Source organism: Stenotrophomonas sp. YJH_SMC_27 (assembly GCF_059369815.1).
In genome coordinates, this window is sequence record NZ_JCAFTA010000003.1 from 331211 (window position 1) to 347612 (window position 16402).

A 16402-nucleotide genomic window follows, 5' to 3' on the forward strand; every position below is an offset into this window, starting at 1 on the left:
CGCAGTGTGTAGCGTAGCGGCTTAATCTTTCGTCAAGCGGACACGGCGTTACGTTGCCCCGAAAAACACAAGCGCGGCAAGCGCCACGCCGTTGTTCAGGGCGTGCGCGGTGATCGCGGCCCAGAGCGTGCCGGTGCGCTGGTACAACCAGCAGAACGCGGCGCCCATGCCGCCATAGACCAGCCACAGCTGTGCGATTTCGGCCGGGCCGTTTGCACTGGTGCCAGGGATTTCATGGATCAGGGCGAAAGCAAGGCTGCTCAGTACAACACCCAGCCACGGGCGCCCCGCCTTCCACAGGCGTCCAAACAGCACGCGGCGGAACAGCAGTTCCTCGTAGGCCGGTGCCAGTACCACCGCGAACAGCATCAGGAACAACGGGAAGCGCGCGATCGCGCTCTGCATCAGCGCCAGGTTGGTGGGGACCGGTTCGATGCCGAACTGCTTGGCCAGGAAGGCGATACCGTTGCTGCCCAGCACGATCAGGGTCGCCACCAGCAGGGTCCAGCCCCAGGTGGAGGGGCGGCGCAGTGCCTGGCGCGACGCATGACGTTCGGCGGCGTTGGCCGGCCGTCGCCAGAAGTACAGCAGCAGCGCGGCGCCGCCGGTGGCAAACAGCGCCATGAGAATCTGCGCAAGTGCGCCGGGCTGGCCCAATGACGCCGCCACCGAACTGGCGTCGGGTGCGCCAGCGCCGGCCTGCGCGGTCGCGTAACCGACCACCACGCCACGGTACAAGCCCCACAGCACGCCGCTGATCAGGCTCAGGCCGAACAACGTGACAGCGGCGATGCCCAGGTCGATGAAGAACCCCGCCAACGGCGAAACCGCACGCGGCGCGACAGAAGACGGCGGAACCGGGGGCGGAGCGGAAACCGGGGCGGATGCGGACATCAGGTACCTGCGTTCAAGAGTCGAAAGCCGGCGCGCCTCCCCGCGCGCCGGCCGTGTCCGGATTGTGTCAGATATCCAGGTTTGCGACCTTCAGCGCATTGTCTTCGATGAAGTCGCGACGCGGTTCGACGACATCGCCCATCAGCGTGCTGAAGATCTGGTCGGCAGCGACAGCGTCTTCGATGCGCACCTGCAGCAGTCGGCGGGTCTCCGGATTCACCGTGGTGTCCCACAGCTGCTCCGGATTCATTTCACCCAGGCCCTTGAATCGCTGGATCTGGCGGCCGCGCTTGGCCTCCTCGAGCAGCCAGTTCTGTGCCTTGGCAAAGCTGTCCACTTCGATCGACTTGGCGCCGCGGGAAATGGTGGCGCCTTCGCGGATCAGGCCGTGCAGCAGCTTCGAGGCTTGATGGATCGCGCGCAGTTCGCCGCTTTCAAACGCCGACATCGGCAGCACCTGGACGTGCTGTTCGCCCATGTGGCGACGGGTCACCAGCACAGCGGCCGGGCGCTCGTCGTTGGCTTCCTGCAGTTCCAGCGTAAAACGCGGGCTGCCCAGGCTGCCCTGGTTGAGCCGCTTGGCAAGTCCATCCAGCCCTTCGCCTTCACCCGCACTGCGCAGGCTCTCCAGGTCCATCGGCACGAAATCGACCAGCGCTTCAAGCAGGTTGCGGTCGTAACGATGTGCGTTGCGCTCGATCGAATCCAGCGCGGCCGCGTAGGCCAGAAGCAGCTTCTCCAGCGCAAGGCCTTCGATGCCCGGTTCGCCGGTGGCCGGCACCAGCGTGGCGTTTTCCACCGCGCTGCTGGCCAGGTAGCTGTCCAGCGCCGGGTCGTCCTTCAGGTACAGCTCCTGCTTGCCCTGCTTGATCTTGTACAGCGGCGGCAGGCCGATGTAGACGTAACCGCGCTCGATCAGTTCCGGCATCTGACGGTAGAAGAACGTCAGCAGCAGGGTGCGGATGTGAGCGCCGTCGACGTCGGCGTCGGTCATGATGATGATCTTGTGGTAACGCAGCTTGTGCGGGTTGTACTCGTCGCGGCCGATGCCGGTGCCCAGCGCGGTGATCAGCGTACCGACCTGGTCGGAGGACAGCATGCGGTCGAAACGCGCGCGTTCCACGTTGAGGATCTTGCCGCGCAGCGGCAGCACTGCCTGGTTCTTGCGGTTGCGGCCCTGCTTGGCCGAACCACCTGCCGAGTCACCCTCGACGATGAACAGTTCGGACAGCGCCGGATCCTTTTCCTGGCAGTCGGCCAGCTTGCCCGGCAGGCCGGCGATATCCAGCGCGCCCTTGCGGCGGGTCAGGTCGCGGGCCTTGCGCGCGGCTTCACGCGCGCGCGCGGCGTCGACGATCTTGCCGGCGATCGCCTTGGCTTCGTTGGGGTTTTCCTGCAGGAACTCTTCCAGGCGCGCACCAAAGGCGTTTTCCACCGCCGGACGCACATCGGAACTGACCAGTTTTTCCTTGGTCTGGCTGGAGAAGCTCGGGTCCGGCACCTTCACCGACAGCACCGCGATCATGCCTTCGCGCATGTCGTCGCCGGTCAGGTTGATCTTGGCCTGCTTGGCGATGCCGTTCTGCTCGATGTAGTTGTTGAGCACGCGGGTCAACGCACCGCGGAAACCGGCCAGGTGGGTACCGCCGTCCTTCTGCGGAATGTTGTTGGTGAAGCAGTACATCGTCTCCTGGTAGGAGTCGGTCCACTGCAGCGCCACCTCCACGACGATGCCGTTGTGCTCGCCAGTGACCGAGATGACGTTCGGATGCAGCGGGGTCTTCAGCTGGGCCAGATGCTCCACGAAGCTGCGGATGCCGCCTTCGTAGTGGAAATCATCGCGACGGCCATCACCACGCTCGTCGGCAAGGACGATCTTGACGCCGGAGTTCAGGAACGACAGCTCGCGCAGGCGACGGGCCAGGATGTCGTAGTGGAATTCCACGTTGTCGTGGAAGGCGACGGTCGACGGCCAGAAGCGCACCGTGGTACCGCGCTTGGTGGTGGTTTCCAGCTTGGCCAGCGAGGTCACGGCGGCGCCGTTGCTGAACTCCTGCTGGTAGTGGAAGCCGTTCTGGAACACATCCACCACCAGCTTCTGCGACAGCGCGTTGACCACGCTGACGCCGACGCCGTGCAGGCCGCCGGAAACCTTGTAGCTGTTGTCGTCGAACTTGCCGCCTGCGTGCAGGACCGTCATCACCACTTCGGCAGCGGACACTTCGCGACCAAGCTTGGCGCTCATCTGCTCGTGCTTGCCGGTCGGAATGCCACGGCCGTTGTCGGACACGGAGACCGAGCCATCGGCGTGGATGGTCACTGCAACGTGGTCGGCGTGGCCGGCCAGCGCCTCGTCGATCGAGTTGTCGACCACCTCGAACACCATGTGGTGCAGACCGGTACCGTCATGCACGTCACCGATGTACATGCCGGGACGCTTGCGGACAGCCTCCAGGCCTTCCAGGGCCGTAATGCTGTTGGCGTCGTAGTTGCCGTTGTTTGCCGGGGTGTTCTGTTCGTCGCTCATTGCGCTTGCCGTAGGCTCCGCAGGTCGGCCACCGCGTGGAGCGGTGTGCCGAGAATGAAAGGATTCCAACCCGAATTATACCAGCCGGGGTCGAGCGGCCCTGGTGTGCCCACTATGGCACAGCCACGATCTGTGCATGTTCCACGTGGAACCGGGCAATATGGGTCAGCTCCTGCAGCGCTGCCGGGGTTTCGGTGGCAGTGACAAAGATCTGTGCCGGTCCGCTGAGCAGGCGCTCCAGTACCCGCGCCTGGTGGGTCCGATCCAGCTCCGAAGCCAGATCGTCGAGGGCAATCACCGGCCACTCGCCGCGCTGCTCTGCGTAGTCCTCGGCCTGTGCCAGCAGGCACGCCAATGCCGTCAGCTTGGCCTGGCCGCGAGAGAGCGCGTCACGACCGGGAATGCTGTGGAAATCCACGCTCCAATCGGCCCGGTGCGGCCCGACCGAGGTGTAACCGGCCTGGCGGTCACGTTCCCGTGCCAGAAGCAGGGCATCGGCCAGAGGAAGCTCATGCCGACGCCACCCCGCACTGAGTTCCAGGCCCTGGATGCCGAGCTGCGGCGCCAGGCTGGCAGCCAGCGCCACGGTGCGCTGCTGCAAGCGCTCCAGGTAGTGCTGGCGACGACTGGTCAGAGGCTCTCCGGCCTCCGCGAGCTCATGATCCCAGGTATCGAGCATCCGTGGCGGCCCGCCTTGCTTGAGCAGGGCGTTGCGCTGCTTCAGCGCACGCGAATAGCGGCGCCACAGGGACAGGAAATCAGGTTCCACGTGGAACAAGCCCCAATCGAGGAAACGGCGACGGGGTTCACCGCCTCCACTGACCAGCGCGTGGCTGCCGGGCTCGAACGTCACGACGGCCAGCGCTGCGCATAGATTGCCCAACTGGGCCACGTCCTCACCGTCCAATCGTCCCTTCCAGTCCTGGCCACTGTGGCGCAGGCCGGCCTTCCGGCGGTGCGGCGGGTGGTTCGCGCGTTGTTCGTCCCATTCGACGAAGATTTCCAGGGCTTCCTGGCCCTGGCGCACCAGACCATCGCGTACCCGGCCTCGGAAGCTCCGCCCATACGCCATCAGATGCAGGGCTTCGAGCACGCTGGTCTTGCCGGCACCGTTGTCACCGGTCAGCAGGTTCAATCCCGGCTGGGGCGACAGGTCCACCGCACTGAAGCGACGCAGTTGATGCAAGGCGAGGCGGCGGATCTGCATGGGGCGCGAAAGACCATCCGCACGAGGCGGTAGAGGGGCAGGGAATCCATCAGCTTACTGCATCGGTCAAGCCGGGCGCGGTGGCAGGCCGGTCGAGCCGAAGGTGCAGCTTCTGCACCCATCGATGGACGCGTTCCACGTGAAATGCGGATGACGCGCTCGCACGTTCCGGGCTGCAAAGGCCCGAAATTTCTTCAAATCTGCGCGAGGTTCCAGCGTCCAGGCCCTCGGATTTCGCCGATTTCGCGAGCACTGCAGGGCCACCCGCTGGACACCTCGCGGGTGGCTCCGACGGATGACCCCGCCGATTCCTTCAAATCTGCGATCCGATGCCTTGGAGGGTTCCACAGATTTCAAGAAATTCAGGACGCTCGTTCCACGCTGTCCACAGCAGGGATGTATGGCTTATACACAAGGTATGGGCAATCTGTGGATAAAAAAGCCCTTTTGTTAAGCGCTCAAAACTATCCACAGGTTCCCCACCAGCCCGAGGACCCTCTATACAGGGGGTTTCAGACTCATAAATCCCTTTAAAAACAAATAGATAATACATTTTTCCACGAAATCTGGCTCTACCATCACCACCAGGCTTTAGATTTATACCCAGATTTAGAAGCTAGGATTTCCCCAAATTGCCCCCGAGCCGGTCTGTGGACAGTGCCGTTTGCAGAAGCGGAGGACCTCCTCCAGGAAGAGGATCTGCTGCTTCCAGCAGTGAAGATCAGGACAGCGAAGTGGGATATGCGAAGAACTCGCTGCCAGAACCCCAAAAACATGGAGCCCGACGAGCACTGCAAGGCGCCTCCCCAGGGTCCTGGATCCTGAGTTGCTTCGAGCAAGCGAGATCGAGTTGGTCTGGAGCCGAGCAGGGCGCGTCCGGACTTTCTCCGATCTGTTTCGACAATGCTCCACGTGGAACATAAAAAAACGCCCGGGAGGTCCCGGGCGCTTCTGGGTTCCACGTGAAACAGCGTTTCCGTCAGAGACGCAGCGGCATCACCACGTGGCGCGACTTCTCGCTGCTGGACTCACGCACCAGCGCCGAGGAGTTGGAGTCGCGCAGCTGGATGATCACTTCCTCGTCGCGCAGGGCGGAGAGGGCATCCAACAGGTAGTTCACGTTGAAGCCGATGGCCAGATCGCTGACCGTGGTGTCGGCCTCGATCTCTTCCTGGGCTTCTTCCTGTTCCGGATTGTGCGCGCTGATCTTCAGGTTGCCCGGCGAGACTTCCACGCGAATGCCGCGGTACTTCTCGTTGGACAGGATCGCAGCGCGCTGCAGCGAGGCACGCAGTGCTTCACGATCAACCTTCACTTCGCGGTCGGCGCCGATCGGGATCACCGCTTCGTAGTCCGGGAAACGGCCATCGATCAGCTTCGAAGTGAAGGTGACATCGTCGCGCTTGACGCGGACGTGGCTACGGCCAACTTCCAGCTCGATCTCGCGATCGCCGCTTTCCAGCAGGCGCTGCAGCTCGGTCACGCCCTTGCGCGGCACGATGATCTGGCGCTTGGAACCGCTGGGCTTGGCCAGGTCGGTTTCGCAAAGGGCCAGGCGATGACCGTCGGTGGCGACGGTGCGCAGCGCATCGCCGCGCAGGTCGAACAGCAGGCCGTTGAGGTAGTAGCGCACGTCCTGCTGGGCCATCGCGAACGCGGTGCGCTCGATCAGCTCCTTCAGGGTTGCTTCGCCGATGGCCACGCGCTCGGTGGCTTCCACCTCGTCCACCGACGGGAAGTCATTGGACGGCAGGGTGGCCAGGGTGAAGCGGCTGCGACCGGCCTGCACGGTGATCTTGTCACCGGTCTGCGAGACGGTGATCCGGCTGCCGTCGGGCAGGGCGCGGATGATCTCGAACAGTTTGCGGGCGGGAATGGTGGTTTCGCCGTCCTGGGCATCTTCAACCGCGATCCGCGACACCATCTCCACTTCCAGGTCGGTACCGGTCAGCGACAGCTGGCCGTTCTGCACCTGGACCAGGAAATTGGCCAGAACCGGAAGGGTCTGGCGGCGTTCGACCACGTTGACGACCTGTGCCAACGGCTTGAGAAAGGCTTCGCGCTGCAGTGTGAAACGCATGTGGTTCCGTGCCCCTATGCTTTAAAAAATGTGGAATAAATCAAAAGCTTGGTGGTGCTGGTAGAGACAGAATCGCTGGAAAACAACGCTAAGTCTTTGTAAATAAAAGAGTTTCTGGCCTCGAAACCCTCTGTATTACCGACCCCCAGAGGGTGGGGAAAGCTGTGGATAACTCCAGCGCGATTTCAAACGCCATTTTTATCCACAACGTGTCCCGCGCTTGCTACCGGATTCTGCACCGTTTTGTGCGATGACGCCTCATCGGCATCCGTGCATCATTCGCTCAGCTTCCGGATCAGCTTGTCCCAGTCCTCGCGAAGCTTGCCGTCGGTTTCCATCAGGGTCCGGATCTGGCGGCAGGCATGCAGCACCGTGGTGTGATCGCGACCGGCAAAGGCGTCGCCGATCTCGGGCAGGCTGTGCTCGGTCAGTTCCTTGGTCAGGGCCATGGCGACCTGGCGCGGGCGGGCCAGCGAGCGGGTCCGACGCTTCGACAGCAGATCCTTGATCTGCAGGCCGTAGTAGTCGGCAACGGTTTTCTGGATGTTGGGAATGCTGATCGCCTGCTGCTGGGCGCGCAGCAGGTCGCGCAGGGTTTCCTGGGCGAATTCGGTGGTGATCGCGCGGCCGGTGAAGTTGGCGCGGGCGGTCAGGGTATTGAGCGCACCTTCGAGGTCGCGCACGTTGGAGCGCATCTTCTTGGCGATCAGGAACGCAACATCATCGGGAATCTCGGCGCCACGTTCGCGCGCCTTGGCCAGCACGATCGCGGCGCGGGTCTCGAAGTCCGGCGGTTCGATCGCGACCGACAGGCCCCAGGCAAGCCGCGACTTCAGGCGCGCTTCCAGGCCTTCGACCTCGCGCGGATAGCGGTCGCAGGTCAGGATGATCTGCTGCTTGCCATCGAACAACGCGTTGAAGGTGTGGAAGAACTCTTCCTGGGTGCGGTCCTTGCCGGCGAAGAACTGGATGTCATCGATCAGCAGCGCGTCGACCTGCTGGAACTGGCGCTTGAACTGATCCATGGTCTTTTCCTGCAGGGCCCGGATCATCGCGCTGAAGAACTGTTCCGAACGCAGGTACAGCACCTTCGCGCCCGGATTGGCCTGGCGCATGGCGTTGCCGGCGGCGAACATCAGGTGGGTCTTGCCCAGGCCGGTGCCTCCGTACAGCAGCAGCGGGTTGTGCGCGCGGTCGCCCGGCTTCTGCGCTGCCTGGAAGGCGGCGGCCAGGCCCAGCTGGTTGCTGCGGCCTTCGACGAAGTTGGCGAAGGTGTAGTGATTGTCCAGATTGCCGGCAAACGGCACCTGCGGTTCGCTGGACACAGGCGCCGACGACGTGGAAACCGGCGCGTTCTGCGTCTCCACAGGGCGCGGGCGCGAGCCGATTTCAAGAAAAACGTCGCTGAAACCGGCGAAGTGAGCCAGCAGTTCGCGGATCCGGGCCAGGTACAGCTCGCGGACCTGGTCGACGATGAAGGCATTTGGTGCATACAGCACCAGGCTGTCCACGCGCAGATCGGCCTGCAGCGGCTTCAACCAGGTATGAACGTCTTCCGGCGGGAACTCCGCTTCGAGGCGCTCGAGACTACGGGACCAGGCATCCATCAGCAATAATCGTCCGGTGGCCGGTGCATGGACGCGACAAGGCGCCCAGACACAGGCCGGAAAGGGGGGAAATGGATGGCTCAGACTACCACCGAGCGCCCGCCTTCGGAATGCTTGTCCCCTACTTATTCACAAAAACATCCACAGCTATTGCACAGCCCGGTGAATTCGCGTAGTCCCCAGGGGTTGACGTGAGGGGGGAGACCTCTCTAGAATTTCCGGTTCTTTCCGTCCCATTCATACGAGAGGCCCCCAATGGCCACGAAGCGCACCTACCAGCCCAGCAACCTCAAGCGTAAGCGCGACCACGGCTTCCGTGCCCGTATGAAGACCGCTGACGGCCGCAAGATCCTGTCGCGTCGCCGCGCCAAGGGCCGCAAAGTCCTGAGCGCCTGATTGCCATGCCGCACATCGCGGCAGACGCAATCCCTTCGACAGTGAATACTGCAGACCCGCGCAAGCGATTCCCTCGCTCTGCGCGGGTTCGCACGCGTGCCGAATACTCAACGGTCTTCAACGGCGCCCGCCGTGTGTCCGATCCGCTGATGACCCTGCACTGGCTGCCGGCTGACCGGCCGGCCAGGCTGGGTCTGGCAGTTTCCCGCAAGGTCGATCCGAACGCCGTCGGGCGTAACCGGATCAAGCGCGTCCTGCGCGACATCCTGCGTCAGACACGTACCGACATCCAGCCAGGCGACTTTGTCGTCGTGGCTCGTAGTGCTGCGCGTTCCGCCAGCAACGACGAGATCCGCCAGGCCTTCCTGCGCCTGCTGCGTCGCCTGCGTGCATTGCCCACGCCGGGCGTGGACGGCACAATGCCGCCGCCTGATGGCATCGCAACTCCTTCTTTGACCGAGCCGGCATCGCGTCCCGGCCCCGCCGAGCCTGTCCGCTGATGAACCAGACCCGCGTATTCCTCATTTTTGCCTGGCTGATGGTGGCCGTGCTGCTGTGGATGGAGTGGAGCCGTGAAAAGGCTGCTCCGACCCCGGCACCAACCACCACGTCGGCCCCGGCCGCCGCACAGAGTGTTCCGGGCGCGAACCCCGGCGCCATCCCCAGCGCCCAGGTGCCGGGCGCCCCCGGCCAGGCCGCCGCACAGGCCCAGGCCAGCGCTACCCCGGCCAGCCAGCGCGTGACGGTCACCACCGACGTGCTGCGCCTGGTGCTCGACGGCGGCCGCGTGCTCGACGCCGAGCTGCTGCAGTTCCCGCAGACCAAGGACGAAGGCAGTCCGCCGGTCCGCCTGCTGACCGAAGACCCCGCCCACCCGTACAGCGCGATCAGTGGCTGGGCCAGCGAAGACAAGAACACCCCGGTTCCCGGCGCCGACGGCTTCAAGCTGGTGGGTGACACCACCGACTTCGTGCTGGCCAAGGGCCAGAACGAACTGCAGATCCCGTTCGTGTGGACCGCCGACAACGGCGTGACCATCAAGCGCACCCTGACCGTCTCGCGCAACGAGTACGCCGTGCGCTTCAAGGACGAAGTCAGCAACGCCGGCACCGCCCCGTGGAACGGCTACGTCTACCGCACCCTGGACCGCACCCCGACCATCCTGTCGCGGAGCATGACCAACCCGGATTCCTTCAGCTTCAACGGTGCCACCTGGTACGACAATGACAAGAAGTACCAGCGTCGTGCGTTCAAGGACTACCTGGAAGACGGCACGCTGAACCAGAACATCACCGGCGGCTGGCTGGCGATGCTGCAGCACCACTTCTTCACCGCCTGGATCCCGCAGAAGGACCAGACCGCACACTACGTGCTCTCGCAGGTGGCCGGTCGTGACCTGATCGAAGCGCGTGGCCCGGCCTTCACCGTGGCGCCGGGCCAGTCGACCAGCACCGAAGCCCGCCTGTGGGTCGGCCCGAAGCTGGTCAACCTGATCGCCAAGGAAGATGTGCCGGGCCTGGACCGCGTGGTCGACTACAGCCGCTTCTCGATGATGGCGGTGATCGGCCAGGGCCTGTTCTGGGTGCTCAACCAGGTGCACAAGCTGGTCGGCAACTGGGGCTGGGCGATCGTCGGGCTGGTGGTGCTGCTGAAGCTGGTGCTGTACCCGCTGTCGGCAACCCAGTACAAGAGCGGCGCCAAGATGCGTCGTTTCCAGCCGCGCATCGCGCAGCTGAAGGAACGCTATGGCGATGACCGCCAGAAGTTCCAGACCGCGATGATGGAGCTGTACAAGAAGGAAAAGATCAATCCGATGGGCGGCTGCCTGCCGATCCTCATCCAGATGCCGATCTTCTTCGCCCTGTACTGGGTGCTGGTGGAATCGGTCGAACTTCGCCAGGCGCCCTGGTTCGGCTGGATCCAGGACCTGACCGCACGCGACCCGTACTTCATCCTGCCGGTCATCAACGTGGCGGTGATGTGGTTCACCCAGAAGCTGACCCCGGCACCGGGCATGGACCCGATGCAGCAGAAGATGATGCAGTTCATGCCGCTGGTGTTCGGCGTCATGATGGCCTTCATGCCGTCCGGCCTGGTCCTGTACTGGGTGGTCAACGGCGGCCTGGGCCTGCTGCAGCAGTGGTGGATGACCAAGCGCCATGGCGGCGAGCCGGTCCCGGCCACCACCGCTCCGGCCCCGGTCAAGAAGAAGTAATCCCGACCGCAGGTCACCTGCTTTGTAGAGTCGACTGTTAGTCGACTGGCGGATGAGCAGTCGACCCACAGTCGACTCTACCGCCCCGATCGACGCGAAAAGCCCGCCGCAAGGCGGGCTTTTCGCATGCGGCGGTAGAATCGCCGGCACATCGTCCCTCCCGCCCTCGAGTCCGCCATGCCGCGTGCGTCGTCGTTCCGCCTGTTCCTGCCCTCGCTGTTGTTGACCCTGGTCGTTGCCGGTTGTGGCGACAAGGATGCGAAGGCGCCGGCGACCACCGTCACCCAGGCGAGCGCGCAGGCCGCGGCCGCCGCCGATCCCGCGGCCGCACCGATGCTGGTGGCCCTGCAGAAACAGCTCGACGGTTACCGCCGGATCATCGTGCTGCTGGCAGACGAGCAACAGCAGTCGGCCGCCGACCGCGGCACCTCCACGCGTGTGGGACAGCAGCTGTTCCACGATGGCCTGGAACAGCGCACGGCGATCGCCGCGCAGTTCGACACCCTGCTGCGCGGCTCCAGCCCGCAGCGCTTCGCCACCCTCGGCACCGTGCTGGACTACATCGAATCGGCGCCGGAGCTGTTCGACGCCGACCGCTTGGCCTTCCGAGAAGTGCTGCGCGATCTGCATGAGCGCGTCGGCGCCGATTCGTCGCTGCCGGCAGTGAAGCTGCACCAGCGCATCGGCGAAGACCTGGAGGCGCTGGACGAGATCGAGCGCAACTACAACCAGGAACTGACCCGCATCTTCAGCCGCTTCGAGCGCACCCGCGCCATCGCGCTGAAGCGCGAGAAGTGGGAGGACTACATCGCCCACCTGCACACGGACTACAGCCGCGAAGCGATCCTGCGCGACTACGGCGTGATCGAGCCGTATCCGATGTCGATGAAGGACAGCGACCGCGAGATCTTCGGCCGCGACCTGCCGGCCAAGACCGTGGTGCTGACTTTCGACGACGGTCCGCACAAGGCCTATACCGATGAAGTGGTGGCCATCCTCAAGCGCTATGACGTGCCGGGTGTCTTCTTCGAAGTGGGCCGCAACCTGGGCAAGGTCGAGGCCGACGGCAAGGTCAGCCTCGGCCCGATGGCGAAGATCAGCCGCAACCTGATGGAAGAAGGCTATGCGGTCGGCAACCACAGCCTGACCCACGCCCAACTGTCGCGCACCACCGGTGACGCGCTGCGCCAGCAGGTGCTCGACACCGACACGCTGCTGAAGGATGTCGACAGCAAGCGCGCGCCGCTGTTCCGCTTCCCCTATGGCGCGCGCAACGCCGAAGGCCTGCAGCTGCTCAACGAGGCCGGACTGAAGTCGATCATGTGGAACATCGATTCGATGGACTGGGCCGACCCGGTGCCGGAATCGATCGTGCAGCGCGTGCTGGACCAGGTGAACAAGGAACAGCGCGGCATCATCCTGTTCCACGACATCCACGATCGTGCGGTAAAGGCACTGCCGCAGATCCTCGACCGGCTGATCGCCGATGGCTACCAGTTCGCCGGCTGGAACGGCCGCGACTTCACCGTCGCCCGTGCGCGCAAGGGCGATACCGGTGCCGCGACCGTCACCACCGGCTACGAGAAGTCGTGGGCGATCGTGGTCGGCATCGACAACTACGCCAAGTGGCCGAAGCTGGAATACGCCAGCCACGACGCGCAGGCGGTGGCCGATACCCTGACCGGGCAGTTCGGCTTCCCGTCCTCGCAGGTGATCGTGCTGAAGAACGAGCAGGCCACCCGAAACAACATCCTGGCCGCCTTCCACGACCGCCTGGCCGATGACCGCACTGGCAGGAACGACCGCGTGTTCGTGTTCTTCGCCGGCCACGGCGCGACCCGCCAGCTCGCCTCAGGGCGCGACCTCGGCTACATCATTCCGGTTGATTCGGACCCGAAGGAATTCGCTACCGATGCCATCGCGATGACCGATATCCAGAACATCGCCGAGAGCATGCAGGCCAAGCACGTGATGTTCGTGATGGATGCCTGCTACAGCGGCCTGGGCCTGACCCGTGGCGGCCCGTCGTCGTCGTCGTTCCTGCGCGAGAACGCGCGTCGCAGCGCGCGGCAGATGCTGACCGCCGGTGGCGCCGACCAGCAGGTGGCCGATGCCGGCCCCAACGGCCACTCGGTGTTCACCTGGGTGCTGCTGCAGGCGCTGGCCGGCAAGGGTGACCTCAACGGCGACGGCCTGATCACCGGTACCGAGCTGGCCGCCTACGTGGCGCCGGCCGTATCGGCGGTCTCGCACCAGACCCCGGCCTTCGGCAGCCTGCCCGGTTCGCAGGGCGGCGAGTTCGTGTTCCAGGTGCCGGACAGCCAGGAATTCCTCAATGCCGATACGCGCCAGCTGACCGCCGATGCAATCGCACTGAACAACAAGGTGGATGCCGCCAGCGAGGCCAAGGGCAGCCAGGCGCCGGTGACGGTGGCTGACCTGCAGGGCGGCAAGGCCAAGCTGGTAGTGCCCTCCGCCGGCCCGGCGTCCGACCGCCAGCGCGCGCAGCAGGCCAACGACCGTGGCCTTCAGCTGTACCGCGAGAAGCAGTACGACGAGGCAGTCGCGCAGTTCACCGAAGCACTGAAGCTGCGTCCGGACTTTGCCCAGGCCGCCAACAACCTCGGTTTCGTCTACTACCGCCAGCAGCGCTATGCCGAAGCGGCGCGCTGGCTGGAGAACACGCTGAAGATCGACCCATCGCGCGCCGTGGCCTATCTCAACCTGGGTGATGCCTACTTCAACGCCGGCGACAAGGCCAAGGCGAAGCAGGCCTACACCACCTACCTGGCGCTGCAGCCGCAGGGCAGCGGTGCCGCGCAGGCACGCACGCAGCTGGAGAAGCTCTGAGCCATGAACGACGCGATCCGCACCGACACCATTGTGGCCATCGCCAGTGCCCCCGGCGCGGGTGGTGTCGGCCTGTTGCGCCTGTCCGGTCCGCGCGCTGCGGCGATTGCCAATGCGCTGGGGGCGCCCGCGCTGCGGCCGCGCCACGCGCACTACGCGCGCCTGCGTGATGCCGACGGCGAGGTCATCGACGATGGCATCGTGCTGTGGTTCCCGGCACCGAACAGCTTCACCGGCGAAGAGGTGGTGGAACTGCAGGGCCACGGCAGTCCGGTGCTGCTGCAGCAACTGGTCGCGCGCTGCATCGCGCTCGGCGCGCGCCAGGCGCGGCCTGGCGAGTTCAGCGAACGCGCGTTCCTCAACGGCAAGCTCGACCTGGCCCAGGCTGAGGCCATCGCTGACCTGATCGCCGCCGGCGACAACCGTGCCGCACGCGCTGCACGACGCTCGCTGGATGGCGTGTTCTCGCGCCGCATCGAGGCCGTGGTCGATCAGCTGGTGCTGCTGCGCATCCACGTGGAAGCGGCCATCGACTTTGCCGACGAACCGCTGGATACGCTTGGTGGCGCACAGGTGCGGCGCGGGCTGGAACAGGCGCGCAGCGACTTGGCCCTGCTGCGCCGCGATGCCGAACGCGGTCGCCGCCTGCGCGATGGCCTGCATGCGGTGCTGGTCGGTCCGCCCAATGCCGGAAAGAGCTCATTGCTCAATGCGCTGGCCGGCAGTGAACGCGCCATCGTCACCGACATCGCCGGCACCACCCGCGACACGCTTCGCGAGACGATCCGCCTGGACGGGCTGGAACTGACCCTGGTCGATACCGCTGGCCTGCGCGACGGCGGCGACGCCATCGAACGCGAAGGCATGCGCCGCGCCCATGTGGAAATCGAGCGCACCGACCTGGCGCTGATCGTGCTGGATGCGCGCGATCCGGCGACCGGCGAAGCGGCGCTGGGCGAGGCCGTGGCAGCGGTGCCGCACAAGGTCTACATCCACAACAAGTCGGACCTGCTGGATGCGCTGCCGATGCTGGACGACCCGGACCGTGTGTTCGTCTCGGCTGCGACCGGTGCCGGCCTGGAGGATCTGCACGCGCGCCTGCGTTTGATCGCTTCGGCCGGGGCAGGGGAGCAGGCGGATGGCGAGTTCTCCGCGCGCACGCGGCATGTGGATGCAATCGAGCGTGCGCAGGAGCACGCGCAGCGCGCCGACGGCGAGCTGGCGCACGAGCACCTGGAGCTGGCCGCCGAGGAACTGCGGCTGGCGCATGACGCGCTGGGCGAGATCACCGGGCAGATGAGTGCGGATGATCTGCTGGGAAGGATCTTCTCCAGTTTCTGCATCGGCAAGTAACTGTAGAGCCGAGCCCATGCTCGGCTGCTCTACCCGTCAGCCGAGCATGGGCTCGGCTCTACAGGTGCGGGCTTCCCCCACCTGTCACATTGCCGCCGCATACTGACGGCCATCACATACCGCTTGGGGAAGTCGCAGTGAAGTCGTGGGGTTGTGCGTTGCTGTTGTCGCTGGCCGTGGCACCATCGGTGGCCATGAGTGCTGAATCCTCCACCTCGGCCGCGCACAAGGTGTCGGTCTATGGCCATCGCGGGGCGAGCGCGTTGCTACCCGAGCACACCCTGGCCGCCTATGCGCAGGCGATCGCCGATGGCGCCGACTACATCGAGCCGGACCTGGTGATGACCAGGGACGGAATGATGGTGGCCCGCCACGAGAACGAGATCAGCGGCACCACTGATGTGGCCTCGCATCCGGAGTTCGCCAGCCGCCGCACCAGCAAGGTCATCGACGGGCAGAAGGTCGACGGCTGGTTCACCGAAGACTTCACCCTGGCCGAGCTGAAGACCCTGTACGCGCGCGAGCGCCTGCCGGAACTGCGCAGCACCGCCTATGACGGCCAGTTCCGCATCGCCAGCCTGGACGAGATCCTGGCCTTCCTGGTGCAGCAGGCCGGGCGTGCCAACCGTGGCATCGGCCTGGTACCGGAGATCAAGCACCCGACCTACTTCCAGTCGATCGGCCTGCCGATGGAAGACAAGCTGCTGGCCGCGCTGCGCGGCAACGCCTATACCAACGTCGGCCCGGTCACCATCCAGTCGTTCGAGACCGCCAACCTGCGCTACCTGCGCGGCAAGATCCCGCGCGGCAGCAACATCCGCCTGCTGCAACTGCTGTGGAAGGGCGGCACCCAGCCGGCCGACATCGCCAAGGCCGGTGGCACGCTGACCTACGCGCAGATGATGACCCCGGCCGGACTGAAGGACATCGCCAGCTACGCCGACGGCATCGGCCCGGAACTGCGCTCGATCATTCCGCTGGATGCCAAGGGCGCGCTGAGCACTCCGACCACGCTGGTACAGGACGCACATGCAGTGGGGCTGATGGTGATTCCGTACACCTTCCGTCCGGAGAACCACTTCCAGGCCAGCAACCTGCGCAAGGGCGCCGACACCGCGCGCAATCCCGAAGGTTCGATTGCCGAGATGCACGCCTATCTGGCGACCGGCATCGATGCGTTCTTCACCGATGATCCGGCGCTGGGCCGGCAGGCGGTGGATGGCATGGGCGCGGCGGGGAACTGATCGACCCCTGGCCGCCGGGCATGGCCCGG

11 protein-coding genes are annotated in these 16402 nt (G+C 65.0%); 6 read left to right on the forward strand and 5 right to left on the reverse strand.

All coding sequences use genetic code 11. The annotated features are described in order from the left end of the window. Positions 1-48 precede the first annotated feature (48 nt). From AC5P7R_RS07490 to dnaA, 5 genes are all read right to left on the reverse strand, one after another. Positions 49-894: a CPBP family intramembrane glutamic endopeptidase gene (locus tag AC5P7R_RS07490; RefSeq protein WP_021204594.1), complete on the reverse strand. Its 846-nt coding sequence runs from the start codon at positions 892-894 to the stop codon at positions 49-51. A 67-nt stretch (positions 895-961) separates the two neighbouring features. Continuing rightward, entirely contained in the window at positions 962-3421 is a 2460-nt protein-coding gene (gene gyrB, locus AC5P7R_RS07495; RefSeq protein ID WP_495213812.1) for a DNA topoisomerase (ATP-hydrolyzing) subunit B, read from the reverse strand. A gap of 112 nt (positions 3422-3533) precedes the next feature. Next, positions 3534-4628, reverse strand: coding sequence for a DNA replication/repair protein RecF (recF, locus tag AC5P7R_RS07500; protein ID WP_134732187.1), 1095 nt, complete (start codon positions 4626-4628; stop codon positions 3534-3536). Between the two features lie 979 nt (positions 4629-5607). Beyond that, positions 5608-6708 (reverse strand): DNA polymerase III subunit beta, encoded by a 1101-nt coding sequence (gene dnaN / locus AC5P7R_RS07505; protein ID WP_005411731.1) that lies wholly within the window; start codon positions 6706-6708, stop codon positions 5608-5610. Between the two features lie 275 nt (positions 6709-6983). Then, positions 6984-8315, reverse strand: coding sequence for a chromosomal replication initiator protein DnaA (gene dnaA, locus AC5P7R_RS07510; protein ID WP_019658797.1), 1332 nt, complete (start codon positions 8313-8315; stop codon positions 6984-6986). A 255-nt stretch (positions 8316-8570) separates the two neighbouring features. On the opposite strand from dnaA, the gene rpmH reads away from it, so the two are divergent. The 6 genes from rpmH to AC5P7R_RS07540 all read left to right on the forward strand — a co-directional run bounded on the left by rpmH (position 8571) and on the right by AC5P7R_RS07540 (position 16373). Beyond that, positions 8571-8711 (forward strand): 50S ribosomal protein L34, encoded by a 141-nt coding sequence (gene rpmH, locus AC5P7R_RS07515; protein ID WP_005411729.1) that lies wholly within the window; start codon positions 8571-8573, stop codon positions 8709-8711. A gap of 5 nt (positions 8712-8716) precedes the next feature. Beyond that, positions 8717-9211 (forward strand): ribonuclease P protein component, encoded by a 495-nt coding sequence (gene rnpA, locus AC5P7R_RS07520; RefSeq protein ID WP_021203275.1) that lies wholly within the window; start codon positions 8717-8719, stop codon positions 9209-9211. Beyond that, positions 9211-10926 carry a membrane protein insertase YidC gene (yidC, locus tag AC5P7R_RS07525; RefSeq protein WP_021203276.1) on the forward strand — a complete coding sequence of 572 codons (1716 nt, stop codon included), beginning with the start codon at positions 9211-9213 and terminating at the stop codon, positions 10924-10926. The genes rnpA and yidC overlap by 1 nt, the downstream gene beginning before the upstream one ends. 177 nt (positions 10927-11103) lie before the next feature. After that, the gene (locus AC5P7R_RS07530) at positions 11104-13776 is read left to right on the forward strand and encodes a polysaccharide deacetylase family protein (protein ID WP_495213813.1); all 2673 of its coding nucleotides are present in this window, start codon (positions 11104-11106) and stop codon (positions 13774-13776) included. A gap of 3 nt (positions 13777-13779) precedes the next feature. Next, positions 13780-15129: a tRNA uridine-5-carboxymethylaminomethyl(34) synthesis GTPase MnmE gene (mnmE, locus tag AC5P7R_RS07535; protein ID WP_155030390.1), complete on the forward strand. Its 1350-nt coding sequence runs from the start codon at positions 13780-13782 to the stop codon at positions 15127-15129. Positions 15130-15266: 137 nt separating this feature from the next. Continuing rightward, positions 15267-16373, forward strand: coding sequence for a glycerophosphodiester phosphodiesterase (locus AC5P7R_RS07540; RefSeq protein ID WP_155030389.1), 1107 nt, complete (start codon positions 15267-15269; stop codon positions 16371-16373). Positions 16374-16402 lie beyond the last annotated feature (29 nt).